This window comes from Mycobacterium pseudokansasii (assembly GCF_900566075.1).
In the GTDB taxonomy this organism is placed as follows: domain Bacteria; phylum Actinomycetota; class Actinomycetes; order Mycobacteriales; family Mycobacteriaceae; genus Mycobacterium; species Mycobacterium pseudokansasii.
On sequence record NZ_UPHU01000001.1, the window covers coordinates 5,805,522 to 5,830,273 of the forward strand.

The following is a 24,752-nucleotide window of genomic DNA, read 5'->3' on the forward strand; positions in this document are numbered from 1 at the left end:
CCTGTGCTGCCGCCGGGTGAACGACCCCCAACCAGCCGGAAGAACTGTCTTCCGATTGGACGCCCGACGATCCGCCGCCAGGGCCCGTGCGCGTCGACTCACCCTGCTGTTGCCCGGGGGCCAGCCGTTATCCCCCCGCCGGCGGCTGTGGCACCACGGTGGGCTTGAATCCGTATCGGGGAGCAGCGAAGTGGGCTGCCATGCCGCGGCCGACGCCGGAACCCGGCATCACCGGCATCCCGCCGAACGCGCTTGCGGCGGGTTCTGCGGCCGCCGCGGCTCCGAGGTTGCTGATCGTCACGATGGGGTTGGTCGCCCCGACCGTATTGGCCCAGGAGGCGGGCACCGCCAATCCGCCGACCGACGCCGCCTTACCGACGGCGCCCGCTATGCCGCCCAGTCCCGCACTGGGAAGGGCGGCAGGCAACGCCCCTGCCGCGGCGTTCGCGGCACCTTCGACGGCCTTGGCAGCGCTTGCTGCGGCCTTCGGCACCATCGCTTGGGCAAGGCCTTCGACGTCCTTGAAAACGGTTACGAAAAGCCGAGTGGGAGAGACCATTCGGGAAAACCCATCAATGACCGAGCTGGCATCCAAGGTTTGCGAGCCGGTCAGACCCTCCAGCAGGTCGCCAAGAGCTCCGGCTACGACGATCCCGTCGCCGTTGGAGTTCCAGGTGTGCCCGACCAGGCCGAGCGCGCCCAAAGGATTGGTAAGCCAGGGGGCTTCATTGGTCATGCCGGCCATCTGCAACAGCGATTTGGTGATCTGGGACATCCCTTGTGCGGGCGCCGAGGTGCTGACCGCCTGCGCCACCGCGTTGGCCTGGGCGACCACCCCGGCCAAGTTGACCGTGGGGAGCGCCGGCGGAAAAGGCGTCAACGTCGTGGCTTGCGCCGATGCGCCGGCATAGCCATACATCGCGGCCGCGTCCTGGGCCCACATTTCGGCGTATTGCGCCTCCGTGGCCGCGATCGCCGCGGTGTTCTGGCCCAGAAAGTTGGTGGCCAACAACGCCATCATCAACGCCCGGTTGGCCGCGACCTCTGCCGGCGGCACCGTCGCCATGAACGCCGCCTCGTAGGCAGTCGCGGCCGCCACGGCCTGGCTACCCGCCTGCTCCGCCTGTACGCCGGTGCTCCTCAGCCACGCGACCTGCGGCATGGCGGCAGCCGCCATGGACGCCGCCGACGGCCCCTGCCATGGCCCGTCGGTCAGAGCGGTGACAAGCGCGTCATAGGAGGACGCGGTGGATTGCAGTTCGGCAGCCAGGGCATCCCACGCGGCCGCCGCAGCCAGCATCGGCCCCGAGCCGGGCCCGGAATACATCAGGGCGGAGTTGATCTCCGGTGGTAACTGTGCAAAGTCCATGACTTTCGGTCTCCTAGCCGATGGTGGCCGCGTTGGCGGCCTCGGTAGCCGCGTACGAGCCGGCACTGATGCCCAGGGTGGTCGCCAACTGCTCCTGCACCGCTACGGCCTGAGCGCTGATCTGCTGATAAAGCTGTGCATGCGTGGCGAACTGCGTGGCGGTCAGCAGCGACACCAGATCGGCGGCCGCCGGAACCACCCCGGTCGTCGGGCCTGCCGCAGCGGCATTCCCGGCGCGGACCGCAAAGTTGATGGATTGCAATTCCGTAGCGGTCGCAGCCAGCATGTCCGGCTGCGCGAGCATGATTGACATGAATTTCCCTTCCCCAATATCACCTTGCGTCAACGACTTCCGACGGGCAGTGACGCCGCAAAGCGCTGAAGCACATCGCACGACAAGCTAAGCCAGTCATGCGGCAACAACACAGGTTTCACCCAGCCTGTTCACTGCTGTGTCGATAACAATTCATTTGCTGAGACAAACACGCAGGGCAGTTGAAACTATTCTATGAAACATATCTGAATCAAATATGATTAGAGTTTCATATGAAGTCCAAGCGGGCGCCGGTAAGCGCGCTATGCTGCTTGACTCGGTTAGCTTTCCCGCGTCGCCATCGACGGCCCGGCCAGCGTCGTATCCAGCCCCTCATACACCGGCCGTCGCGATAATCACGAGGTCAAAGCGGGCCTTGAGGTCACCATCCCACCCTGGAACCAATCAAGGTGCACCCACCAAGGTGACGAGTTGTGACCGCGGAGACGTCGGCACTGCGGGTTGGCACGCGGCGACCGGTGTCAGCGGGCAGAGTCGGTCCGGTGCACCGGTGGGATCACCCTTTACGCCCCGGATTTTCGGCGGGAAAGCGCGCAGAGACATTTGCTGACAGAAATTGTTGCTCAATGTGCAGTCCGGGTTCGCGAAGCGACCCAGGCACTTGCCCCGTCGCCGAGCCGGCGCGCGACCCGGCCCACCCGGCGCAGTCATCCAAACCATTGGGCAACTACGGTTGACAAAAATCATGTCCTAGTGCTACCTTCGCCTCCAGCATCGTTGTGATCGGGCTCACGATAGGTCCCGCTCCCGACGTGGCCAATGAGCTCGCACTAGTCCAGGAGGCATAGCTATGTGCTCCGCACCAAACGGCCCGGCCGTGAGCAACGCTTGTGCGAGATCGAACGACAACACCATCCACGGCCCTTAGGCCAGTACGTCGACACCGAATTCTCCGCGCTGACGCCGGTCTAGTTCAGCGGTTTACTCACAACGACTTTCGGACCAAAGCGTCATTCTCCGACAACGAAGTCGTGCCGAAACACCTGGACCCCAAGGACGCTCGGCAGGGTACGGCCAATCCAGGATGACGGCACCGTAGCCACCAATGCCCATTCAACTACACGCCTAGATACGTCGCGGAGGTTAAGTCACTAATGTCTATTCTCACCACAGAGCCGGAAATGCTGCAGTCTGCAGCGACCAAGCTGCATGCACTTGGCTCGTCGATGATCTGCCGGAACGCTGCCGCGGCCGCAGCGACCATGAATGTGATTCCGCCTGCGGCCGAAGAGGTTTCGGTGTTGACCGCGATGCATTTCGCGGCACACGCGAAAGCGTTTCAGGTGGTGTACGCCCGGGCCATCGCAATTCATGAGGCGTTTGTCGCGACGCTGGCGGCTTGCGGGGATTCGTACATCGCCGTTGAGGCCACGAATAAAGTCGGTCTTGCGTAAAAGAGCAGTGCCACAATGGATTACGCGCTATTGCCGCCGGAGGTCAACTCCGGCAGGATGTGGGCCGGCCCAGGCGCCGGCTCACTGCACGCGGCCGCAGTCGCCTGGGATGAGCTGGCCGCCAATTTCTGCGATGCGGCCAGCATGTATGCAACGATGCTCGCCAACCTGGCGATTTCATGGCAAGGACCGTCGGCGACAAAGATGACGGCCGCGGCCACGCATTTCGTGGCGTGGTTGACGGCGAGCGCTGCGGAAGCCGAACGGGCCGGACAGCACGCGCGGCTGTTCGCGGCAGCATACGAGATCGCGCACCTGATGACGGTGCCGCTGGCCGAAGTCCTGACCAACCGGCTCGTGCACCATGCGCTCGTCGCTACCAACTTCTTCGGCCAGAACACCCCGCTGATCATGCTCAACGAAACGGATTACGGCAGGATGTGGGCGCAGGACGCCGCCGCCATGTATGCATATGCCGAAGCGTCGGCGGCCGCATCACGTCTGACACCGTTCGCCGCTCCGGCGCCGACCACCGATCCAGGCGGAATCGCCGGCCAGTTCGCCGCGCGCGCAGTCGGCACCGCACACGCCTCGGGTGCGGTACTGCAGCATGTTGCGCGGCTGCACGAGCTGACACCCTCGGCACTGCAGGCACTCGCTTCCCCGACCAGCTCCGGCACTTGGTCGAAAGTGTGGACCGCGGTAACCGACGCCGCGAGTGCGATGCGCAAGACGACCGAGTGGGGACTGCTGGGGGGCAAGGTGGCGTTCGAACCAACCATCTTTTCCCTCTCCGTCATGGACGGGATGAACATGGGCAGCATGATGCAAAGCTTTGCGACCAAGGCGCTGGCCAAGGCCGCGATGGGCGGTGCCGCCGCGGCGACCCACCCGGTGCCCCTCACCGCCCCGGCACATCAGATCAGTGCGGCCTTGGGCAGCGCGGACTCGATCGGAAGGCTGTCGGTACCGCCGAGTTGGGCCGTCAAAGCCCCGGCAATCCTTCCGGGCGCCGAGATGTTGCCCGGCGCGGTCGCGGCCGGTCCCGACTCCGGAACGCCGTGGGTCCAAATGGCAATGTCCAGCCTGGCCGGAACCGGTGTCGCCCGCGCGGGTGCCACGCCGATGGCCCGGGCAAGGTTCGTCCCGCGAACGCCCGCCGGCGGTTAGCAAAGCCGAAGCGACGGCGCGGATTTCGCTTTCCGGCGCCGAAGCGGCGCTAGGGTAGCGCATGCCGTTCACACAAAGCGCCCCACGTGTCGTCCGCAAATCGGTTGCCCTGGCCGTCGCAGGACTGGTCGCCGCGTCGCTGTCAGCGTGCGATTCCCACGGTGCGTCCGCGCCCGGAGCAAATCCGCGTCAGGTGACCGTCTTCGGGTCGGGGCAGGTGCAAGGTGTCCCGGACACGTTGACCGCCGACGTCGCAATCGAGTTCACCGCAGCCGACGTCACCAGTGCGATGAACCAGACCAACGACCGCCAGCAGGCGGTGATCAATGCGCTGGTGGGTGCCGGGGTGGACCGCAAGGACATTCGCAGCACCGAGGTGAGCCTGCAACCGCAATACAGCAGCGCGGAGCCGGGCGGAACCGCCACGATCACCAGCTACCGCGCCGACAACGCCATCGAGGTCAAGATTCACCCCACCGATGCCGCATCGCGGCTGCTCGCCCTGATCGTCAGCACCGGTGGTGACGCCACCCGGATCAGTTCGGTCAGCTATTCGATCGCCGACGACTCGCAGCTGGTAAAGGATGCGCGGGCCCGCGCCTTCGACGACGCCAAGAACCGGGCCCAGCAATACGCGCAGTTGTCGGGGCTGCGCCTGGGCAAGGTGCTGTCGATTTCGGAGGGGTCGGGTTCCACCACGCCGACGAGGACCGCCCCGCCGGCGCCACCGCTCGCGGCGACCCCGGTGCCACTGGAACCCGGTCAGCAGACGGTCAGCTTCTCGGTGACCGCGGTGTGGGAACTGGACTAAAGCCCTACTGATAGACCCGGGGATCCAGGGTCCCGATGTATGACAGGTCGCGGTAGCGCTCGTCGTAGTCCAGGCCGTAGCCCACCACGAAGTCGTTGGGAATGTCGAAGCCGACGTAGGCGATATCGACATTGGCTCCTACCGCATCAGGCTTACGCAGCAGCGTGCACACTCGCAACGACCTCGGATGGCGGCTCTTGAGGTTGCGCAACAGCCAGGACAGCGTAAGACCCGAGTCGACCACGTCCTCGACGATCAGCACATCACGGTCGTGGATGTCGCGGTCGAGGTCCTTGAGGATGCGCACCACTCCCGACGACGACGTCGAGGACCCATAGGAACTCACCGCCATGAATTCGAACTGCGTGGGTAACGGAATTGCCCGCGCCAGGTCCGTGACAAAGAGCACCGCGCCCTTCAGCACGGTGACCAACAACAGATCCTGGCCGGTCGTCGCGGAAACGTCGCGATAGTCGTCGCCGATCTGGGCGGCGAGCTCGGCGATGCGGCGCTGAATCTGCTCCTCGGTGAGCAGCACGGACTTGATATCCCCCGGGTACAGCTCCGCTATCTGCCCCGGGAAGGTCTCAGCCACGACCACAGCGTAGCGACGTCGACCGACCGGCAACCAAGGCAGGCGTCACATCGGTTTCGCGACAGGCTCGAGCCTCAAGGACAGCACACCGTCACGTCGTCCCGCGAACAACCGCTGACCCCGAGATGCCGACCCGACCGCCACGCCACCCTGGCCGTGCCAGTCGGTGACCAGCGCGTCGACACCGCGGATCTGCTTGTCGGTCAGCCCGGTCGCGCCGCCGGCCAGCAGCCAGCTGCGGATCACCCGGCGTCGCACCGGACCCGGCAGCGCGGTCAGCGCCGCGGTGTCCAGTCCCGAACCGGCTGTCGCGGCGGTCAGCGCCCGGGCCGCGATCGTGTCGATCAGGTCGGTGTCCTCGCGCAACGCCGTCGCGGTGCGGGCCAGCGCCTCGGACACGCCGCCGCCCAAGACATCCTCCAGCAGCGGCAGCACCTCCTGGCGCAGCCTTGTCCGGGTGAAGCGCCGGTCGTCGTTGTGCGGATCCTGCCATGCGGTCAGACCCAGCTCCCGGCAGGCAGCGTGGGTCACGTTGCGGCGCACCCCGAGCAGCGGCCGGCACCACGGCGGATCGAAAGGGCGCATGCCGGCGATCGACCGGGGCCCCGAACCGCGGCCGAGCCCCAGCAGCACCGTCTCGGCTTGGTCGTCGAGCGTGTGGGCCAACAAGGCCGGACCGTCGCGGCGGGCCTCCAGCGCGGCATAGCGGGCGGCACGCGCCGCCGCCTCCAACCCGCCGTCAGTCCCTACCTGAACGCAGACCACCTGCGCGTCCCGACAGCCCAACGAAATAGCCTGTGCCCGTGCGGTTTCGGCGACCGCGGCCGAATCCGGCTGCAGACCGTGGTCGACGATCAGCGCCGTGGTGGGTCGCAGTTGCGCCGCAACAGCGGTGAGCGCCAACGAGTCCGGGCCCCCGGACAGCCCCACGCACCACCGCTCGGCGGAGCCGAGGTAGTGGGCGACGAATTTCTCGACAGCCCTGCGCAGCTGCGCTACAGCACCCGGTCGATCCATCGCTGCGGGTTTTCGATCTCGGCCGGCAGGGGTAGTGTCTGCGGACCCGTCCAGATCGTGTTGAACCGCTTCATCCCGACCCGGCTCACCACCTCGTCGACGAACGCCTTGCCGCGGGTGTACTGACTGAGCTTGGCGTCGAAGCCCAGCAGGGCCCGCAGCAGCCGCTGCAGCGGCGGTTGCTTGCGCTGACGGCGTTCGTCGAAGCGGCGGCGGATGATGGCCACCGACGGCACCACCACCGGCCCCACCGCGTCCATCACGTGCTCGGCGTGGCCTTCCAGCAGCGTGCCGAGCACCAACAGCTGATCCAGGGCATGGCGCTGTGCCTCGGACTGCACGGCGCGCACCACGCCCAGAATGCCGGACACGTGGCCGCCCGAATCGTCGGACGAGTCACCGCGGTTGCGGACGAAGTCCGCCAGCCGGCTCACCAGCTGACCGAGATCGTCGGCCGGTTCCCGGGTGAGCAGACCCAGCGCTTCCTGCATGTAGCCGGCCAGCCAGGGGTTGGCGGTGAATTGCACCCGGTGGGTGACCTCGTGCAGGCACACCCATAGCCGGAAATCCGAAGGGTCGACCCGCAGTTGCCGCTCGACCGCGATGACGTTGGGATACACCAGCAGCAGACCGCCTAGTCCGGCGCCGTCGGCGGCGGCGGCGAACGGATCGTACTGCCCGAGGATGCCCGAGGCCACGAACGCCAGCACCGCCCCGGTCTGGGCGCCGGTGACCCGGCCGGTGAGAAAACCCCGGGGCTTGTCGGTGCCGTTGGTCATCGCCCGCATCGATTCGGCGGCCGCCCGCACCCATCCCGGCCGGTCCAGGACGCGCGCCGGCGGCACCGCACCCGAGGTGATCAGCCCTGTCACGTCACGCACCGGCGGTTCTGCCTTCTCCGCCGCCCGCATCAGTTCGCCGACTACGTGGCGGCGGGTGTATTCGGTGGATGGCGGGCCCGGGCGGGCCAGCCGCTCTCCCACTGTGGCCGCAAATCGCCAATCGACCGTGTTGCCCAGCGTCAGCTCCGAGGGCGCTGTCATGTCGTGCACCCGCAGAACCACAACTTGGTCGCCAGGGTGTCCATCGCGTTGCGGCCGTTCGGCCCGGCATCGTTGGACAGGAACGCAAACGTCAGCACCCGTCCGCTGCTGTCGGTGAGCACCCCGACCAGCGAGTTGATCGCCGTCAACGAGCCGGTTTTGGCCCGCAACCAGCCGGCCGGGCCCAGGTTGGTGGCACGGTCGAGAAAGCGCTCGCCCAGCGTGCCGCTGCCGCCGGCAATCGGCAGCAGATCCAGCAGCGGGCGCAACGCCGGTTGGTCCGGTCCCGCCGCCGCCTGCATCGCTCCGTCGAGCGTGCGGGCGGTGAGCCGGTCGTTGACCGACAACCCGCTGGAATCGGCCAGCGCGGCGCCGGCGGTGTCGACGTGTGCGCTGTTGAGCCGAGTGATCACCGCGTCGACCGCACCGGTGAAGCTCTGCGGCCGGTTGATGGCGGCGGCCACCTCACGGGCGATGCACTCGGCCATCACGTTATCGGAGGCATTCATCATCTGGGACAGCCGTTGGATCAAGGGTGCCGACTGCACCACGGCCAGCTGCCGCGCGCCGGCCGGTGCCGAGGCGATGGTCACCGCCGCCGGGTCCAGACCGAGGGCTTTGGCCAGCTCCCGTCCGGCGTCCAGCGCGGGGGTGCGTGACCGCCGGGAGTTGACGGTCGTGGGCTGGATCCGGCCGGCGTCGATCATGGCGGCCTCGATCGGGGCGATGTCACCGTTGTCGACGTCGGCCGGGTCCCAGCCCGGCGCCATGGTCGGGCCGGTGAACGCCGAGATGTCGACTTGCACCGCTGTCGGCGTCATGCCGCTGCGACCGATCTGCTCGACGAGGTCACTGATGCGCGCCGCCCCGCGGTACCAGGTGTCGACACCCGGTGGCGCGGCCGACAGCGTCGGGTCCCCGGCACCCACCAGAACCACCGGCCCCTGGGCGTCGCGGGTGCCGGCCACCACCCGGGTGCTGACCCGAGCCTGACGGTCCAGGGTGAGCAGTGCCGCCGTCGCGGTCAGCACCTTGTTGGTCGACGCCGGGATCAACGGCACGTCGTCGAGCTGGCGCCACAGCTCCTGGCCGGTCAAGGCGTCGGTGACCCGGCCGCCCAGCCTGCCCAGGTTGGGGTCCGCCGCGGCCTGGGCCAGCGCCGCGGCCACCCCCGCTGCGCTGGGCGCCGGAGCCGTGTCCGCCACCGGAGTCACCCCTGGCTTCACCGTGGGCGGGCGCGGCGGCGGGACCGGCGGGCGCGCGCCGGCTCCGTGACTACCGGTAGTGAAGAACGCCGCGGCCGCCACCACGGCGGCAACAAACGCCAGCACAGCCACGCCGACGAACACGTGGGTGGTCTTTCGCCAACGTTTGGGACCCATGACTCTCCTGCCTTACAGCGTCCTTTGCGGTCCTTTCCGTGTCCCATTCTGCCGAACCGGCCACGGGGCAGCGCCACGGTGTCGCTGGACTAGGGTGTACCTCCGACGCAACCGACTCACCCCATGCCAAGGAGCCACGCGGTGCAATTCGACGTGACCATCGAAATTCCCAAGGGCCAGCGCAACAAGTACGAGATCGATCACGAGACAGGCCGGGTCCGCCTGGACCGCTACCTCTACACCCCGATGGCCTACCCGGCCGACTACGGCTTCATCGAGGATACCCTCGGTGAGGACGGCGACCCGCTGGACGCGATGGTGTTGCTGCCCGAGGCGGTGTTCCCGGGGGTGCTGGTGGCGGCCCGGCCGGTCGGAATGTTCCGCATGGTCGACGAGAAGGGCGGTGACGACAAGGTGCTGTGCGTCCCGGCCGACGACCACCGCTGGGACCACATCCAGGACCTCGAGAACGTTCCGGCCTTCGAGTTGGACGCGATCAAGCACTTCTTCGTGCACTACAAGGACCTGGAGCCGGGCAAGTTCGTCAAGGCCGCCGACTGGGTGGGCCGCAAGGAAGCCGAAGCCGAGGTGCAGCGCTCGGTGGAGCGATTCCAGGCCAGCGGGCACTGATTCCGGGCATCACCTGGCGATTCGCCGATTGCGCAGCACGCTGTTGGTGACGGCGGCCGCGATGAAGACCACCCCGATCGAGGCGGTGATCCACTCCGGCAACTGTAAGCGGTGGTTGACGGATATCAGCATGATCACCGCGAGGGCACCGATCGCCCAATGCGCGCCGTGCTCGAGATATACGTAGCGGTCCAGGGTTTCTTGGCGAACCAGATAGATGGTGATCGACCTGACGAACATGGCGCCCACCAGGCCGAGGCCCAGCGCAATGACGATCGGGTCGCTGGTGATCGCGAACGCTCCGGTGACACCGTCGAAGGAAAAAGACGCATCGAGCACCTCGAGATAGAGGAAGAGTGTGAAGCCGGCTTTGCCGACAGCCCCCGCTCCCCCGACGTCAGACGCTGCTGCTTCCGGGGGCCGGAACGCCCGGCTCAAACCGTTGACGACGAGGTAGGCCACCAGACCAAGTAGCCCGGCGATCAGGACGCTCGCCCGCTCGTCGCCCGAGTGCGTCAACTCCGTGCCGACGAGGACCAGCGCAACACACGCCACCACCACCGGCACCTGCCCGAGCCGGCCGACGCGGGCGAACGGCGCTTCGATCCACTTCAGCCACTTGATGTCCCGGTCGTGAAAAACGAAGTCCAGGAACAGCATCAGCAAAAACATTCCGCCGAATGCCGCAATCTGCGGATGGGCGCCTTTGATCAGCTTTTCGTAGCTCGGCGAGCCGTCGGGAAACTCCAGCGCGCCGTTGGGCGGCGGATTGAGCGCCAGGTCCATCGCCTGTAGCGGGTCCAGCCCGGCGGTAACCCACACGATGGCCAACGGAAACACCAGCCGCATCCCGAACACCGCGATCAGAATCCCCACAGTCAGGAACATTTGCTGCCAGAATCGGCTCATCTGCTTCAGGATCGTGGCATTGATGATGGCGTTGTCGAACGACAGCGACACCTCCAGCACCGCCAGCACCACCAGCAAGAACAGCGCCGTCGGCCCGCCGTGCCAGTAGCCGATGGCCAGCGCGCCCGCGGTGAACAGCAGCGACAACCCGAAAATGCGGATCGTTGTCATGGTTCCTTTCCGAGCGCCGCCCGGAATGCTGCGGCCGGATGTCGGCTTCACGATGGCGGCGCAGATAGCGACGGGCCGCCCATTTCATTTTTACCCAATAGACCCTCAATGAATCCCTGCAACGCTTGTCCGCAACCCCGCGGCCTGGTCGCAAGCCCTCGTGGGCACGCTGAGCGGCCACGGCGGCGCAACTTTGTGAAGGAGCATTGCCTTGTCAACAGTTTGGCCGCGTCATCCAAAGCCGGCTCCCCTGCAGCCCTCAAGACGATGAGAAGAATGTGATGGATTTCGCGTGGTTGCCACCGGAGATCAATTCGGCGCGGATTTTTGCTGGTGCTGGGGCGGGGCCGTTGTTTGCGGCGGCGTCGGCGTGGGAGGCGTTGGCTGCGGAGTTGGCGGGGTCGGCGTCGTCGTTTGATGCGGTGATTGCGGGGTTGACGGGTGGGCCGTGGGCGGGTCCGGCGTCGGTGTCGATGGCGGCGGCGGCGGCGCCGTATGTGGGGTGGTTGAGCGCGGCGGCGGCGCAGGCGGAGACGGCGGCGGCGTCGGCGGTGGCGGCGGCGACGGCGTTTGAGTCGGCGGTGGCGGCGACGGTGCATCCGGCGGCGGTGGCGGCGAATCGGGTGTTGTTGGGGGCGTTGGTGGCGACCAATTTCTTGGGTCAGAACACGCCGGCGATTGCGGCCACTGAGTTCGATTATGTGGAGATGTGGGCTCAGGACGTGGGGGCGATGGTGGGCTATGACGCGGGGGCGGGGGCGGCGGCTGCGGAGTTGATGCCCTTTGGTGTGCCGCCGTTGGATTTGGCGGGGTTGGCCTCGCAGCTGGGTGGGCAGCTGGGTGCGCAGGCGGCGGGGTTGGCGGCGACGGCGACGGCGGCGGTGTCGCCGGCGTTGCAGGGTGCGCTGGCGGGGGTTCCGGGGGTGGTGGCGGGGGCGCAGTCGTTGGCCTCGTCGCTGCCGTTGTCGTCGGTGATGCAGGTGGCGCAGGTTGCGGCGCAGCCCGCCAGCATGATGCTCGGGCCGCTGATGCAGTTGGGCAGCACGGCCAATGCGGGTACCGCGGGGTTGGCCGGGGCAACGGCGTGGGAGGGTCTGGCTGATGCGCCGAAGTTTGTCGGTGATGTCAATCCGATGAAGGGCCTCGGCGGCGGCGCGGGGGTGGGTGCCGGTATCGGCGCGGACTTGGGTAAGGCGCGGTTGGTGGGGGCGATGTCGGTGCCGCCGACGTGGGAGGGGTCGATGCCCAAGGGGTTGTCGAGTGCGGCGATGGCGGGGCTGGGCGGGGTGCCCACGGCGGCGGAGCTGGCGGCGGCTGCCGGCGGGGCCGGCACCGGCGGAATGCCGATGATGCCGATGCCGATGGGTGCCGGTGGTGCCGGGGCGGGGATGCCCGGCGGGATGATGGGTCGCGGGGGGGCTAATCCTCATGTGGTGCAGGCGCGCCCGAGTGTGATCCCGCGCACCGGGATCGGGTAGGGCCGGGCTTAACCAGCCTCACGAACGCGGGCGGCCGGCCCGCCTAGTATGTGCGAACGTGGCACGCATCGGGTCGGTTGGCCGTTAATGCGGCCACGGTGACGGAAATCGGCGGTACTGCGGGTACAGCCTCTGGGGGACCGATCACCCGCGGCAGCGTCGCGCGGGTCGGCATAGCCACCGCCGTCACCGGGCTGTGCGGCTACGCGGTGATCTACTTGGCTGCCCGCAATCTCGCGCCGAGCGGCTTCTCGGTCTTCGGGGTGTTTTGGGGCGCTTTCGGGCTGGTCACCGGGGCTGCCTTCGGGTTGCTGCAGGAAACCACCCGGGAAGTCCGGTCGATGCAGTACCTGGACGTATTGCCGGACGGCGGTCGTATTCATCCGCTGCGGGCCGCAGCACTGGTCGGCGTCGCCGCAGCCGTCGTCATCGCCGGGAGCGCGCCGCTGTGGAGCGGGCGGATGTTCGTCGAGGAGCGGTGGCTGTCGGTGGGACTGCTCAGCGTCGGGCTGGCCGGATTCTGCCTGCACGCCACGCTGATGGGCATGCTCGCCGGGATGAACCGGTGGACCCAGTACGGGGCGTTGATGGTGACCGACGCGGTCATCCGGGTTGTGGTGGCCACGAGCACGTTCGTCGTCGGATGGGGCCTGGCCGGCTTCTTGTGGGCTACCGTCGCCGGCTCGGTGGCCTGGATGATCATGCTGGCGGCGTCACCCACCACCCGCGGTACCGCACGCCTGCTCACACCCGGCAGCACCGCCACGTTCCTGCGCGGCGCGGCTCATTCGATCACCGCGGCCGGTGCCGGCGCGATTCTGGTGATGGGTTTTCCGGTGCTGCTGAAGCTGACCTCCGACGAGCTGGGCGCCCGGGGCGGCGTCGTCATCTTGGCGGTGACGTTGACCCGGGCCCCGCTGCTGGTGCCGCTGACGGCCATGCAGGGAAATCTCATCGCCCATTTCGTCGACGAAAGCACTCACCGGATTCGCGCGCTGCTGTCTCCGGCGGCGGTGATCGGCGGTATTGGCGCGGTCGGGGTGCTGGCGGCCGGCGTGGTCGGCCCGTGGCTGCTGCGCGCCCTGTTCGGGCCGCAATACCAGGCAAGCGGCGCGCTGCTGGCCTGGCTGTCGGCCGCCGCGGTGGCGATCGCCATGCTGACGCTCACCGGTGCCGCGGCGGTGGCGGCCGCGCTGCACCGGGCGTATTCCCTGGGCTGGGTCGGCGCGACGGCGGCCTCGGGCTTGCTGCTGTTGTTGCCGCTGCCGCTGGAGACCCGCACGGTCGTGGCGCTGTTGTGCGGCCCGCTGATGGGCATCGGCGTTCATCTGGCGGCGTTGGCGCGTAGCCGATGATCGGTGCAGGCCCAACGTGTAACTTGTGACTTAAATGACCTCGCATTACTCCGACGTCTGGATCGTCATCCCCGCCTTCAACGAAGCCGCTGTGATCGGCGACGTAATTGCCGACGTGCGGTCAGTCTTCGACCACGTCGTCTGCGTGGACGACGGCAGCACCGACGGCACCGGTGACATCGCCCTGAGGGCCGGCGCCCACCTGGTGCGCCATCCGGTCAACCTGGGCCAGGGCGCGGCCATCCAGACCGGCGTCGAGTACGCCCGCAGCCAGCCCGGTGCTCAGGTGTTCGCCACGTTCGACGCCGACGGTCAGCACCGCGTCAAGGACGTGGCCGCCATGATCGACCGGCTGTCCGCCGCTGACGTGGACGTGGTGATCGGGACCCGGTTCGGCGGCTCCGTCACCAACCGTCCACCGCTGCTGAAGCGACTCGTGCTGCAGACCGCGGCGCGGTTGAGCCGACGAGGACGCCGCCTCGGCCTGACCGATACCAACAACGGACTGCGGGTGTTCAACAAGACGGTGGCCGACGGCCTGAACTTCACCATGAGCGGCATGAGCCACGCCACCGAGTTCATCATGTTGATCGCCGAAAACCATTGGCGGGTAGCCGAAGAACCCGTCGAGGTGCTCTATACCGAGTATTCGAAGTCCAAGGGCCAGCCGCTGCTCAACGGCGTCAACATCATTTTCGACGGGTTCTTGCGAGGAAGGATACGGCGTTGAACTGGATCCAGGTGTTGCTGATCGGGTCGATCGTCGTCCTGCTGGTGTATCTGCTGCGGTCGCGCCGCAGCGCGCGCTCGCGGGCGTGGGTCAAGGTGGGGTACGTGTTGTTCGTGCTGGGCGGCGTCTACGCGGTGCTGCGGCCGGACGACACCACGGTGGTCGCACACTGGTTCGGGGTGCGCCGCGGCACCGACCTGATGCTCTACGCGCTGATCATGGCGTTCAGTTTCACCACCCTGAGCACCTACATGCGGTTCAAGGACCTGGAGTTGCGCTACGCACGGTTGGCCCGGGCGGTCGCGCTCGAGGGCGCTCAAGCGCCGCAGGCATGACTGCAACGCAGCACCGGCGGGTTCAATTCGGCGGGTTCGGCTTTACGTAACGGCCTCGTCAATTCGTCGGCGTCGCCGCCCTGCTGGGTGTACATTGCGGCTCAAGTCCAGGTGTTTCGCGGGCTCTCCGACTTCGTCCTGAAGTCACCGGGAGTTGCCGGCGTTCGCCCCTGATGTTGCCCGGCGCAGGTGCACCATGGGCACGGGGAGAAGGTGCACTGAATGTCAGTCGAGTTCTGTTTGCTCGGCGACGTCGCGGTGCACGTCGACGGGCAGCGGCTCGACATCGGTCACGCGAGGCAGCGGTGCGTACTGGTCGCGTTGCTGGCCGACGTCAATCACCCCATTGCGGTGGACCACCTGGTTGATCACGTCTGGTCGGATCATCCGCCGCACCACGCTCGAAACTCGTTGGCCGGATACGTGTCTCGACTGCGGAATCTGTTCTCGGACACCCAGGGTGTGGCGCTTGCCCGCGAGCCGGGCGGATATGTGCTGAGCGCCGACCCAATGTCGGTGGACCTGCATCGGTTCCGGCATGTGGTACGTCAAGCCCGGGGCTGCCAGGAGCCGCCGCAAGCCGCAGACCTGTTCGAACGCGCCCTGGGCATCTGGCGTGGCGAGCCGTTTCCCGCGCTCGACACACCATGGATCAACAACCTGCGCAGCACTCTGCTGAGCGAGCGGCTGGCCGTGGTGCTGGACCGCAACGACGTCGCACTCCGCGTCGGACGCCACAGCGAGGTGCTGGTGGAACTCACCGCGGCGCATGCCGCTCATCCGCTCGATGAACGCCTGGCCGGACAGCTGATGCTGGCCCAGTACCGCAGTGGCCGACAGGCGGATGCGCTGGACACCTACCGACAGATGCGGCAGCGACTTGCCGACGAGCTGGGCGTGGATCCCGGCGCGTCGCTGGACCAGGTGCATCAGCAAATTCTTTCCGGCGACGAGCAACCGCCGGGCCGCGCGCCGACGCCCCACCTGGTGGTGCCGGATCGGCCGCATTCGGCGCTGCTGCGACGAGCGACCAGCTTCGTGGGCCACAAACACGAAGTGGCGCGCGTGATCGAGTCGCTGGCCGAAGGCCCGCTGGTGACGTTGACCGGAGTCGGCGGTGTCGGCAAGACTCGGCTTGCGTTGGAGGTCGCGCGGCGCGAGCAAGACCGTTTCAGTGAGGGTGTAGCCATCTGCGAACTGGCGCCGCTCGAACATGGCGCAGCGGTCAGCCACACCATTGCGACAGCCTTGCATCTGCAGCAACAGCAGGGGTTGGGCATCGAAGAATCGGTGATCGAATACCTGCGCGCCCGCGAAGTACTTCTGGTCGCCGACAACTGCGAGCATGTCGTGGAAGCGGTCGCCAAACTGCTGACGCGGATCATCCAGCACTGCCCGAAAGTGTCGGTGCTGGCCACCAGTCGCCAACCACTTGCGATCGACGGCGAGCGGATTGTGGTCGTCCCACCGTTGACCGTCGAGGACGCCACCCACTTGTTTGCCGACAGAGCCCGAGCGGGCCGGCCGGATTTTCATCTGCAAGATCAGCCGGAAGGCGCGGTGGCGGAGATCTGCCGGCTGGTGGATTGTCTACCGCTGGCAGTGGAGCTGGCGGCGGCCCGCATGCGGATGATGAGCAGCACCGACGTCATACGGCGTCTGGACACCCTTGGTGTGTTGCGCGGCGGCGCGCGGGGTAGCCTGCCGCGCCAGCAAAGCATGTCCGCCGCGATCGACTGGTCGTATCAGCTACTCACCCAGGCTGAACAAACGCTGTTTGTGCGGCTCTCCGTCTTCGCCGGGAGCTTCGACCTGGATGCCGCGCACGGCGTGTGCGGCTTCGACGGCGACGTCGCAGAGGACACGCTAGACCTACTCGCCGGTCTGGTCGACAAGTCGATGGTGGTGGTGCGCAGCGTCACCGACCGGACTCGCTACGGCATCCTGGAAACCCTTCGGGCCTTCGGCCGCGAGCACCTGCGCGAGGCCGGACTCACCGATACATATGCCGCCCGACATGCGGCTTACTACACCGAACTGGCCGAGCGCGCCGCAACCGGACTGCACGATAGCCAGGAGCAAGAGTGGGTCGAGCGGATGATGCCGGACTACGACAACCTTCGCGCCGCGTTCGAGCGCGCGATGGCCGACACCGACACCGACCTTGCCCTTCGTCTGGTAGCGGCATTACCCGAGCTTCTCGGGCTGCGCATTGGCTACGAAATGGCCGAGTGGGCCGAACGCCTGATCACGGTCACCCAACCCGAGCATCCGTTGTTCGCCACGGCCGTCGGGGTGGCGGCACGCGGCGCCTGGGCCCACGGCGACTATGCCCATGCGCGGTCGCTGGCCGAGCTCGCCCGGGGGCGGACGCCCGGCCCCGGTACCGCACGGGTGGCCTACCCGGGAGATGTGCTCGCCGACGTCATCTTCTTTGAGGGCGATTCGCAGTGGGCCCTGGATTACTGGGAAGGCGAGGTGACCCACGCCCGCGCTGATGCCGACCCGATCCGGCTGGTGTGGACGCTGTACGAGGTTGCGATCTGTTCGGGCGCGCTGGGCAAACCGGACTACGGCCTGCCCGCCGCGCAGGAGGCGGTGACGCTAGCCGACAGCACCGGCAACCCGACAGCACGGTCGATGGCCTACTTTGCCCATGGCTACCTGCTCAAGAGGTCGGAGCCGGCGCGCGCGACGGCCCTCTTCGACCAGGCGGCGCAGCTGGCCGCGGCGGTGCAGAACTTCTGGCATAGCGGCACCGCATTGATGTCGGCCGCAGCGACCCGCGCCGTACACGGTGATCCCATCGAGGCGGCGCGGATGTTCATCGAGGTGCTCGACCACTGGGACCGGGTCGGTGACTGGTTCGAGCAAGGGGCGGCGCTGCGGTACATCACCCGGTTGTTGGTCCGTTTGGGCGCCGACGATGATGCCGCCTTCCTCCACTGCGCGTTTGTCAGGGCGGGCATGCCGTCGCCGTTGCGCGAAGAACAATTGGAGATTCTGGTCGACCGTTTGGGCGCGAATCGATTCGAGGCACACCGGGTCTCAGTCGGCGACAGCGCCGCGATGGTGGCTCGGGCCCGGTCGAGCCTGCACCGGTTCGTCACTCCCCCGGCATTATGCGCTGACCAGCGCTAAACGGTCCGCACTAGCGCATTTCATGATTCGTCAAGACCTGCCGCACACCCTCCAGGCACCCTAGGGCCAGCAACTGGCGCCCGCGCGCGACGAATGCCGGCATCGCCGAGGAGGACCCATGTCGTTTGTCATCGCCGCACCGGACGTGGTGGCAGCCGCAGCCGGTGATCTGTCGAAGATCGGCTCCGCCTTAGCCCAGGCGAATGCCGCGGCCGCGGGCCCGACATTATCGCTGTTGGCCCCCGCTGTCGATGAGGTGTCGACGGCGCTGGCCGCGTTGTTCGGTGACCACGCTGCGACATACCAGGCCTTCAGCGCTGAGGCGGCGGCATTTCACGACCAGTTTGTGCGCACCCTGCAGGCCAGCGCCAGCGCCTATGCGGCCACCGATGCCGCCAGTGCCGGGCAGCAGCTGCTCAATGCCATCAACGCGCCCAGCATGGCGCTGTTCGGGCGACCGCTGATCGGCAACGGAGCCGACGGCGCGCCGGGCACCGGTCAAAACGGCGGCGACGGGGGTTTGCTGTTCGGCAACGGTGGCAACGGCGGGTCCGGCGGGACTGTCATCCTCAATGCGCAGACGCGTGGCGTGCCCGGCGGAAACGGCGGGTCCGCCGGGCTGATCGGCAATGGCGGACGCGGCGGAGTCGGTGGAGTCGGCCAGCGGAGTGGCGCCGGCGGCAATGGTGGAAATGGCGGGCTATTGTTCGGCCATGGCGGCGCCGGCGGGCCGGGTGGACAGGCCGCCAACATTGGCGGAGCTGGGGGCAACGGCGGCGCCGGCGGGCTGCTGTTCGGCAACGGCGGGGCCGGCGGCGCCGGCGCCATCGCCTCTGCCTTCAGTGGCAACGGCGGCAACGGTGGCGCTGCCGGTCTGATCGGCGACGGCGGGCCGGGGGGCGCCGGCGGGGTCGGCAGCCACTGGGGCGGCAACGGTGGTGTAGGCGGCGCCGCCGGCCTGATCGGCAACGGCGGGCACGGCGGAGCGGGCGGGTTCGCCCCCAACCGCGCCGGCTTCGGCGCTGACGGCGGAGCAGGCGGACTCTTTTTTGGCGATGGCGGCGACGGCGGTCACGGCGGCACCAGCAACGCCGGAACGGCGGGGGCGGGCGGTCACGGCGGCAGCGCCCGCGGGCTGTTCGGCGACGGCGGAGACGGCGGTGCCGGCGGGACCAGCTACCTCGATCCCTACCGCGGCGGCAATTGGGACAAGTTCGGCGGTGACGGCGGTAACGGCGGCGCCGCGGGCGTGTTCGGTAGGGGCGGCACCGGGGGTGCCGGCGGCGACGCCGTGGCCCGCGGCGGCGCCGGCGGCCACGGCGGCACCGGCGGGCAGCTACTGGGCAATGGCGGAAACGGCGGACACGGCGGCGCCGGCGGTGTGGGCGAGATTCTCAAACCCGCTGACGGTGAAAACACCGACAGGTTCGGTGGAGCCGGCGGCAACGGCGGAGCCGCTGGCCTGCTCGGCAACGGTGGCACCGGCGGCGCTGGAGGCGATGGGCCGGCACGCGGCGGCGCCGGCGGCCACGGCGGCAGCGGCGGGCAGCTGCTGGGCAACGGCGGCGACGGCGGCCACGGCGGCGCCGGCGGTACCAGGGACATCCCCAACCCCGCAGGTGAAAACACCGACAGGTTCGGTGGAGCCGGCGGCAACGGCGGAGCCGCTGGCCTGCTCGGCAACGGTGGCGCCGGCGGCGACGGTGGCGTCGGCGGCGCCGGAAGCAATGGACCCGCACGCGGCGGCGACGGCGGCCACGGCGGCAGCGGCGGGCAGCTGCTGGGCAACGGCGGCGACGGCGGCCACGGCGGCGCCGGCGCTACCAGGGACATCGTCCTCCCCGCTCAAGGTGAGAACACCGACAAGTTCGGCGGAGCCGGCGGCAACGGCGGAGCCGCTGGCCTGCTCGGCAACGGTGGTGCGGGCGGCGCCGGCGGCAGCGGACTTAAGCGCGGCGGCGACGGCGGTGCTGGTGGCTCCGGCGGGAGCTTCGCCGGCAACGCCGGCGGCGGCGGAGCCGGCGGCATCGCCACCGAGGGAGTAGCCGGCGCGGGCGGCGCGGGCGGCAGCGCTGCCGGGTGGTTCGGTCAGGGTGGGGCCGGCGGGGCCGGGGGTGACATCCGCAGCAGCAGGATCGTACCCACCAGCGCGGGTAGGGGCGGTGACGGCGGTGCCGGCGGGCTGCTGGCCGGCAGCGGTGGCGCCGGCGGGCATGGCGGTGCCTCCAACGGCGGAACAGGCGGCGACGGAGGTAACGGCGGCCACGCGCGGGGACTGTTCGGCGACGGTGGCGCCGGCGGTTACGCCGGATTCGGGCAGCTCCAGGGCCGCGGTGGCGACGGCGGCAACGCTGGGTTGTTGATCGGTAACGGCGGCAACGGTGGATGGGGGGCTGCCGGCACGAGGACAATTCGCGGCAGCAGCGGCGGCGACGGCGGCAACGCCGGCATCCTGTTCGGCTTCGGCGGCAACGGCGGGGACGGTGGTCTCAGCGGCGGCCTGGCCGGCGGTGGCGAGGGTGGTACCGGCGGTCGCGGCGGGGCGATTGGGGCACCCGGCGCATCTGGCGCCCACGGGTAGCGCCAGGGCCGATGGGCAGTGGCCGGTAGCTAATCCCCGAATTACGTGTGGCGGAAGTACTCCACCGTGCGACGCACGCCCTCGGCCAGCTCCACCCGGGGCCGCCAACCCAAAACCCGCTCGGCCAAGCCGATGTCGAGGCAGGACCGCTGCAGGTCGCCGAGGCGATCCGGATGGAACTCCGGGTCGTCGGGTCCCCCGACCGCCGCGGCCACCGCCGAATGCAGTTGGCGGTCGGAGGTTTCGACGCCGGTGCCGACGTTGAAACGCTGCCCACCGCCCGCTTCCCCGGATGCCTTGACGAAGGCGTCCACCACGTCGTCGACGTACACGTAGTCGCGGGTTTTTCCGCCGTCGCCAAACACCTTGGTGGGCTTACCCGACAGCAGCGCCTGGGCGAAGATCGCCACCACGCCCGCTTCACCGTGCGGATCCTGCCGGGGGCCGTAGACGTTGGCCGGTGCGATGTGCGAGCAGTCCAAACCGTAAAGATGCCGGAAGGTGTTCAGGTAGATCTCGCTGGCCACCTTGCCCGCGGCGTAGGGCGAAGCAGGATCAGTCGGGGCGTCCTCACTGGTCGGGTACACCGGCGGCACGCCGTAGATGGATCCTCCCGAGGACGTGTGCACGATCTTGCGGACCCGGGTGCGGCGTGCCGCTTCGGCCAGCCGCACCGTGCCGACCACGTTCACCTCCGCGTCGAATTGCGGGTCGGTCACCGAGTACCGGACGTCTATCTGCGCCGCCAGATGAAATACCACCTCCGGTCGGTGCTGGTCGAGGATGGCCTGCAAATCGGCGGTCACGATGTCGGCCTCGACGAAGGTGTGTGCGGGGTGCTCGGCGAGGTGCTCGAGGTTGGTGGCCCGGCCGGTCGCGAAATTGTCCAGCCCGATTACCGTGTGACCGTCGGCGAGCAGACGGTCGACTAGCGTCGATCCGATGAAACCGGCTGCCCCGGTGACGAGTGCGCGCACCGGCCCACCATACAGAGTGGCGTTGGCGGCCGCGTCGCTCATCACGGCACAGCTGGCGGTTCGTGCGGTGCTGGCGTTCGGGGGTTACTTCTACTGGGACGATCTGATCCTGGTCGGGAAGGCCGGCACCCAGGGCCTGTTGTCGCCGTCGTATCTGTTCGACGACCATGACGGACACGTCATGCCGGGCGCTTTCCTGGTTGGCGGTGCGATCATCCGGGCGGCGCCACTGGTCTGGACCGGTCCGGCGATCAGCCTGGTGGTGCTGCAGCTGCTGGCTTCGTTGGCATTGCTGCGGGCGCTGCAGGTGATCCTGGGCTGGCGTCCCGTTCTGTTGATCCCGTTGACGTTCGCGTTGTTCACCCCGCTGGGGGTGCCCGGGTTCGCGTGGTGGGCGGCGGCGCTGAACTCGTTGCCGATGTTGGCGGCGCTGGCCTGGGTGTGCGCCGACGCGGTCCTGCTGATCCGCACCGGCAACCAGCGATACGCGCTGACCGGCGCACTCGTTTACCTCGTCGGTCTGCTGTTCTTCGAGAAGGCCGCGGTAATCCCGTTCGTCGCCTTCGCTATTGCCGCACTGATGCGTCACGTGAGCGGCGAGCCGAGCGCGCTGCGCACGGTATGGCGGGTGGGGTTGCGGTTGTGGATGCCGTCACTGACCCTGACCGCCGCCTGGGTTGCGCTGTACCTGGCCGTCGTCAACCAGCGGCGCTGGAGTTCGGACCTGTCGATGACCTGGGAGCTGTTGCGCCGCTCGATCACCCACGGCATCGTGCCCGGTCTGGCCGGCGGGCCGTGGCATTGGGATCGTTGGGCGCCGGCATCGCCGTGGGGCACTCCGCCGCCGGTGGTGATGGTCCTCGGCTGGCTGGTCTTGCTTGGCGTGCTTGGGCTTTCGCTGGTCCGCAAACAACGCACCGGTCTGGTCTGGCTGACCGCGGCGGGCTATACCGTCGCGTGTCAGGTGCCGATCTATCTGATGCGCTCGTCGCGTTTCACCGCGCTCGAATTGGCCCAAACACTCAGGTATTTCCCGGATCTGGTGGTCGTGCTGGCGCTGCTGGGCGCTGTCGCGTTCGCCGCGCCCAACCGGGAAACACCCTGGCTGGACGCCTCACCGCTGCGCGCTGCCGTGACCACCGGCCTGACGGCGCTGTTCCTGGCCAGCAGCCTGTATTCGACTGCGACATTCCTGACCAGTTGGCGCGACAACCCAACACAGGCGTACCTGCTGAACGCGAAAGCCAGTCTGGCTGCAGCGCATGCTGATTCGAATTCGCCGCTGCTGGATCAGGAGGTCGACCCGCTGGTGCTGCAGCGGGTGGCCTGGCCGGAGAACCTGGCCAGCCACATGTTCGCCCTGCTGCGCGATCGGCCCGAATTCGAAACGGCGACAACACGATTGCGTATGTTCAACAGCTCCGGCAGTCTGGTCGACGCGCGAGTGACCTGGGTCCGCACGATTGTGCCCGGCCCGCTGCCGCACTGCGGCTACTTCACCCAGCCGGACCAGCCGACGCGGTTGATCCTCGACGGCCCGCTGCTGCCCGCCGACTGGACCGTCGAACTGAACTACCTGGCCAACAGCGACGGATCGATGACGCTGTCGCTGTCCGACGGACCCGAGCGCAAGGTCCCGGTGCATCCCGGCCTCAACCGCGTCTACGCCCGGCTGCCCGGCGCCGGGGATGCGATCACGGTGCGGGCCAACACCACCGCGCTGTCGCTGTGCATCGCGTCGGGTCCGGTGGGTTACCTGGCGCCGGGTTGACCTAACCAGCGGCGATACGGCTTGTCGGCGCGATACAATTCACGCCATCGTGTGTGTCAACGGCGACTACCCGCCGTGGCCATCGGAGGTCGTCGGATGTCTTTACTGATCGCCGCGCCAGACATAATGGTTTCGGCCGCAACGGATTTAGCGAACATAGGTGCAGCAATTAGCGCGGCCAACTTTACGGCCGCGGCCCCGACCACCACCGTGCTGGCCGCCGCCGCGGATGAGGTGTCGACCGCTGTCGCGGCATTATTCACCTCCCACGCCCAGGCGTATCAGGCCCTCGGCATCCAAGCAGAGGCGTTTCACCAGCAGTTCTTGCAGGCACTCAACCTCGGCGCAGCGTCCTACGCGAGTGCCGAGGCCGCCAACGCCTCGCCCTTGCAGGAACTCCTCAATGTGGTCAACGCGCCCAGCCTTGCGCTTACCGGACGCCCCCTTTTCGGCAACGGCGCCAATGGCCCGCCGGGGACCGGGCAAGACGGCGCTCCCGGCGGGTGGTTGATCGGCAGTGGCGGGGCCGGCGGGACGGGCGGCTTGAGCCACCCAGATGGCGGTAATGGTGGGGCCGCAGGGTTGTTCGGCAACGGCGGGGCCGGCGGCGCCGGTGCCAGGGCGTTCTCCGTCGCCGGTGGCAACGGCGGGGCGGGCGGCAGCGGCGGATTGTTCGGCAGCGGCGGGGCCGGCGGCGCTGGCGGATTTTCGGAGCTAGGCAATGGTGGCAGCGGCGGCGTCGGAGGAGCCGGTGGGCTGTTCGGCGTCGGCGGCGCTGGTGGCACCGGCGGCACCGGCGGAACTGACGGCGGAGCGGGCGGCGCCGGCGGAGCCTCCGGTGTGTTCGGCTTGGGAGGCAGCGGTGGCACCGGGGGCGCCGGAGGCAGCGGCAGCGGCGGGGCCGCCGGAAACGGCGGCAACGCCACATTTATCGGTACCGGCGGGGTCGGAGGCATCGGGGGGGCCGGGGGCACCGGCGGTGACGGCGGCAACGGCGGTTGGGGCGGCAACGGCGGGTATTTTGGCACCGGCGGGGCCGGCGGGACCGGCGGATCAGGCGGCGCCGGCGGGATGGGCGGCATCGGTGGCAATGGCGGCTTGCTCGTCGGCTCCGGCGGCGAAGGCGGCGCTGGCGGTATCGGCCGCGCTATCGGCGGAGGCGGCGGTGCCGGAGGAAACGCCGGCATCCTCGTCGGTTCTGGTGGCGACGGCGGCGCCGGTGGGTTCGGCAATATCGATGTGGGCGGAGACGGCGGGTTCGGCGGCCAAGGCGGGCTGATTGGCAACGGCGGGAACGGCGGCGCGGGCGGAGGAACGGCGGCGGCCATCCCTGTTACCGGCAGCAATGGCGGCCAGGGCGGTAACGCCAAGCTGATCGGCAACGGTGGTAACGGCGGCAACGCCGGATCCGGCGCACCCGGCGGCACCCCAGGCACCGGCGGCGACGGCGGGTTCCTGCTGGGCGAGAACGGGTTGAACGGGCTCACGTAGCCGGCAGGTCTCGCATAAAGCGTCAACCGCGCCGGCGTTTCGCTGTACAACCACGCGCGCGCGTGAAC

The 24,752-nt window shown here is 68.4% G+C and carries 19 protein-coding genes and 1 pseudogene; 12 read left to right on the forward strand and 8 right to left on the reverse strand.

Going from position 1 to position 24,752, the window contains the following annotated elements; genetic code table 11:
* Nucleotides 1-127: 127 nt before the first annotated feature.
* Both EET10_RS26260 and EET10_RS26265 read right to left on the reverse strand, forming a co-directional pair.
* Entirely contained in the window at nucleotides 128-1,369 is a 1,242-nt protein-coding gene (locus tag EET10_RS26260; protein ID WP_122502628.1) for a PPE family protein, read from the reverse strand.
* 13 nt (nucleotides 1,370-1,382) lie between these two features.
* A complete protein-coding gene (locus tag EET10_RS26265) occupies nucleotides 1,383-1,682 on the reverse strand; it encodes a PE family protein (RefSeq protein ID WP_063468528.1) in 300 nt (99 codons plus the stop codon).
* A 1,115-nt stretch (nucleotides 1,683-2,797) separates the two neighbouring features.
* Here EET10_RS26265 and EET10_RS26270 point away from each other — a divergent pair.
* The 3 genes from EET10_RS26270 to EET10_RS26280 all read left to right on the forward strand — a co-directional run bounded on the left by EET10_RS26270 (nucleotide 2,798) and on the right by EET10_RS26280 (nucleotide 5,078).
* Nucleotides 2,798-3,097: a PE family protein gene (locus EET10_RS26270; RefSeq protein WP_063468529.1), complete on the forward strand. Its 300-nt coding sequence runs from the start codon at nucleotides 2,798-2,800 to the stop codon at nucleotides 3,095-3,097.
* A gap of 15 nt (nucleotides 3,098-3,112) precedes the next feature.
* On the forward strand, nucleotides 3,113-4,267 hold the full coding sequence (locus EET10_RS26275) for a PPE family protein (RefSeq protein ID WP_099187782.1): 1,155 nt from the start codon (nucleotides 3,113-3,115) through the stop codon (nucleotides 4,265-4,267).
* A gap of 61 nt (nucleotides 4,268-4,328) precedes the next feature.
* The gene (locus EET10_RS26280; RefSeq protein ID WP_122502629.1) at nucleotides 4,329-5,078 is read left to right on the forward strand and encodes an SIMPL domain-containing protein; all 750 of its coding nucleotides are present in this window, start codon (nucleotides 4,329-4,331) and stop codon (nucleotides 5,076-5,078) included.
* 4 nt (nucleotides 5,079-5,082) lie between these two features.
* On the opposite strand, the pseudogene hpt reads toward EET10_RS26280, so the two are convergent.
* The 4 genes and pseudogenes from hpt to dacB form a co-directional block, all read right to left on the reverse strand.
* Nucleotides 5,083-5,722, reverse strand: a pseudogene (gene hpt, locus EET10_RS26285) (hypoxanthine phosphoribosyltransferase).
* The gene (tilS, locus tag EET10_RS26290; RefSeq protein WP_099187786.1) at nucleotides 5,719-6,690 is read right to left on the reverse strand and encodes a tRNA lysidine(34) synthetase TilS; all 972 of its coding nucleotides are present in this window, start codon (nucleotides 6,688-6,690) and stop codon (nucleotides 5,719-5,721) included. Before tilS ends, hpt begins: the two are co-directional and overlap by 4 nt.
* Nucleotides 6,669-7,733 (reverse strand): zinc-dependent metalloprotease, encoded by a 1,065-nt coding sequence (locus EET10_RS26295; RefSeq protein ID WP_122502865.1) that lies wholly within the window; start codon nucleotides 7,731-7,733, stop codon nucleotides 6,669-6,671. The genes tilS and EET10_RS26295 overlap by 22 nt, the downstream gene beginning before the upstream one ends.
* Nucleotides 7,730-9,115: a D-alanyl-D-alanine carboxypeptidase/D-alanyl-D-alanine endopeptidase gene (gene dacB / locus EET10_RS26300; protein WP_063468534.1), complete on the reverse strand. Its 1,386-nt coding sequence runs from the start codon at nucleotides 9,113-9,115 to the stop codon at nucleotides 7,730-7,732. Before dacB ends, EET10_RS26295 begins: the two co-directional genes overlap by 4 nt.
* Before the next feature lie 141 nt (nucleotides 9,116-9,256).
* On the opposite strand from dacB, the gene EET10_RS26305 reads away from it, so the two are divergent.
* A complete protein-coding gene (locus tag EET10_RS26305) occupies nucleotides 9,257-9,745 on the forward strand; it encodes an inorganic diphosphatase (protein ID WP_063468535.1) in 489 nt (162 codons plus the stop codon).
* 9 nt (nucleotides 9,746-9,754) lie between these two features.
* On the opposite strand, the gene EET10_RS26310 is transcribed toward EET10_RS26305, so the two are convergent.
* Nucleotides 9,755-10,825 carry a DUF475 domain-containing protein gene (locus EET10_RS26310; RefSeq protein ID WP_063468536.1) on the reverse strand — a complete coding sequence of 357 codons (1,071 nt, stop codon included), beginning with the start codon at nucleotides 10,823-10,825 and terminating at the stop codon, nucleotides 9,755-9,757.
* Between the two features lie 281 nt (nucleotides 10,826-11,106).
* Here EET10_RS26310 and EET10_RS26315 point away from each other — a divergent pair, with 281 nt between their 5' ends.
* The 6 genes from EET10_RS26315 (at nucleotide 11,107) to EET10_RS26340 (ending at nucleotide 20,445) form a co-directional block, all read left to right on the forward strand.
* Nucleotides 11,107-12,303: a PPE family protein gene (locus EET10_RS26315; RefSeq protein ID WP_122502630.1), complete on the forward strand. Its 1,197-nt coding sequence runs from the start codon at nucleotides 11,107-11,109 to the stop codon at nucleotides 12,301-12,303.
* Between the two features lie 77 nt (nucleotides 12,304-12,380).
* Complete coding sequence (locus EET10_RS26320) at nucleotides 12,381-13,658, forward strand: hypothetical protein (protein WP_099187796.1); 1,278 nt, start codon at nucleotides 12,381-12,383, stop codon at nucleotides 13,656-13,658.
* Nucleotides 13,659-13,692: 34 nt separating this feature from the next.
* Entirely contained in the window at nucleotides 13,693-14,388 is a 696-nt protein-coding gene (locus EET10_RS26325) for a glycosyltransferase family 2 protein (protein ID WP_063466521.1), read from the forward strand.
* Nucleotides 14,385-14,723, forward strand: coding sequence for a DUF2304 domain-containing protein (locus EET10_RS26330; RefSeq protein ID WP_023368557.1), 339 nt, complete (start codon nucleotides 14,385-14,387; stop codon nucleotides 14,721-14,723). Before EET10_RS26325 ends, EET10_RS26330 begins: the two co-directional genes overlap by 4 nt.
* A gap of 222 nt (nucleotides 14,724-14,945) precedes the next feature.
* Entirely contained in the window at nucleotides 14,946-17,864 is a 2,919-nt protein-coding gene (locus tag EET10_RS26335; protein WP_122502631.1) for an ATP-binding protein, read from the forward strand.
* 118 nt (nucleotides 17,865-17,982) lie between these two features.
* Nucleotides 17,983-20,445, forward strand: coding sequence for a PE family protein (locus EET10_RS26340; protein WP_099187798.1), 2,463 nt, complete (start codon nucleotides 17,983-17,985; stop codon nucleotides 20,443-20,445).
* Between the two features lie 41 nt (nucleotides 20,446-20,486).
* Here EET10_RS26340 and EET10_RS26345 read toward each other — a convergent pair whose 3' ends face one another.
* On the reverse strand, nucleotides 20,487-21,422 hold the full coding sequence (locus tag EET10_RS26345; RefSeq protein ID WP_122502632.1) for an NAD-dependent epimerase/dehydratase family protein: 936 nt from the start codon (nucleotides 21,420-21,422) through the stop codon (nucleotides 20,487-20,489).
* Here EET10_RS26345 and EET10_RS26350 point away from each other — a divergent pair.
* Entirely contained in the window at nucleotides 21,388-23,193 is a 1,806-nt protein-coding gene (locus EET10_RS26350) for a hypothetical protein (RefSeq protein ID WP_063466525.1), read from the forward strand. The two genes, EET10_RS26345 and EET10_RS26350, sit on opposite strands and share 35 nt — an antisense overlap.
* A gap of 96 nt (nucleotides 23,194-23,289) precedes the next feature.
* Nucleotides 23,290-24,684 carry a PE family protein gene (locus EET10_RS26355; RefSeq protein ID WP_099187800.1) on the forward strand — a complete coding sequence of 465 codons (1,395 nt, stop codon included), beginning with the start codon at nucleotides 23,290-23,292 and terminating at the stop codon, nucleotides 24,682-24,684.
* Nucleotides 24,685-24,752 lie beyond the last annotated feature (68 nt).

Bases quoted from the DNA above. Each gene is read 5' to 3' on its own strand.
- EET10_RS26280 (WP_122502629.1), top strand. From the start codon at position 4,329: ATGCCGTTCACACAAAGCGCCCCACGTGTCGTCCGCAAATCGGTTGCC.
- tilS (WP_099187786.1), bottom strand. From the start codon at position 6,690: ATGGATCGACCGGGTGCTGTAGCGCAGCTGCGCAGGGCTGTCGAGAAA.
- EET10_RS26275 (WP_099187782.1), top strand. From the start codon at position 3,113: ATGGATTACGCGCTATTGCCGCCGGAGGTCAACTCCGGCAGGATGTGG.
- EET10_RS26340 (WP_099187798.1), top strand. From the start codon at position 17,983: ATGTCGTTTGTCATCGCCGCACCGGACGTGGTGGCAGCCGCAGCCGGT.
- EET10_RS26295 (WP_122502865.1), bottom strand. From the start codon at position 7,733: ATGACAGCGCCCTCGGAGCTGACGCTGGGCAACACGGTCGATTGGCGA.
- EET10_RS26335 (WP_122502631.1), top strand. From the start codon at position 14,946: ATGTCAGTCGAGTTCTGTTTGCTCGGCGACGTCGCGGTGCACGTCGAC.
- EET10_RS26350 (WP_063466525.1), top strand. From the start codon at position 21,388: ATGAAACCGGCTGCCCCGGTGACGAGTGCGCGCACCGGCCCACCATAC.
- EET10_RS26315 (WP_122502630.1), top strand. From the start codon at position 11,107: ATGGATTTCGCGTGGTTGCCACCGGAGATCAATTCGGCGCGGATTTTT.
- EET10_RS26260 (WP_122502628.1), bottom strand. From the start codon at position 1,369: ATGGACTTTGCACAGTTACCACCGGAGATCAACTCCGCCCTGATGTAT.
- EET10_RS26270 (WP_063468529.1), top strand. From the start codon at position 2,798: ATGTCTATTCTCACCACAGAGCCGGAAATGCTGCAGTCTGCAGCGACC.
- dacB (WP_063468534.1), bottom strand. From the start codon at position 9,115: ATGGGTCCCAAACGTTGGCGAAAGACCACCCACGTGTTCGTCGGCGTG.
- EET10_RS26310 (WP_063468536.1), bottom strand. From the start codon at position 10,825: ATGACAACGATCCGCATTTTCGGGTTGTCGCTGCTGTTCACCGCGGGC.
- EET10_RS26325 (WP_063466521.1), top strand. From the start codon at position 13,693: ATGACCTCGCATTACTCCGACGTCTGGATCGTCATCCCCGCCTTCAAC.
- EET10_RS26355 (WP_099187800.1), top strand. From the start codon at position 23,290: ATGTCTTTACTGATCGCCGCGCCAGACATAATGGTTTCGGCCGCAACG.
- EET10_RS26265 (WP_063468528.1), bottom strand. From the start codon at position 1,682: ATGTCAATCATGCTCGCGCAGCCGGACATGCTGGCTGCGACCGCTACG.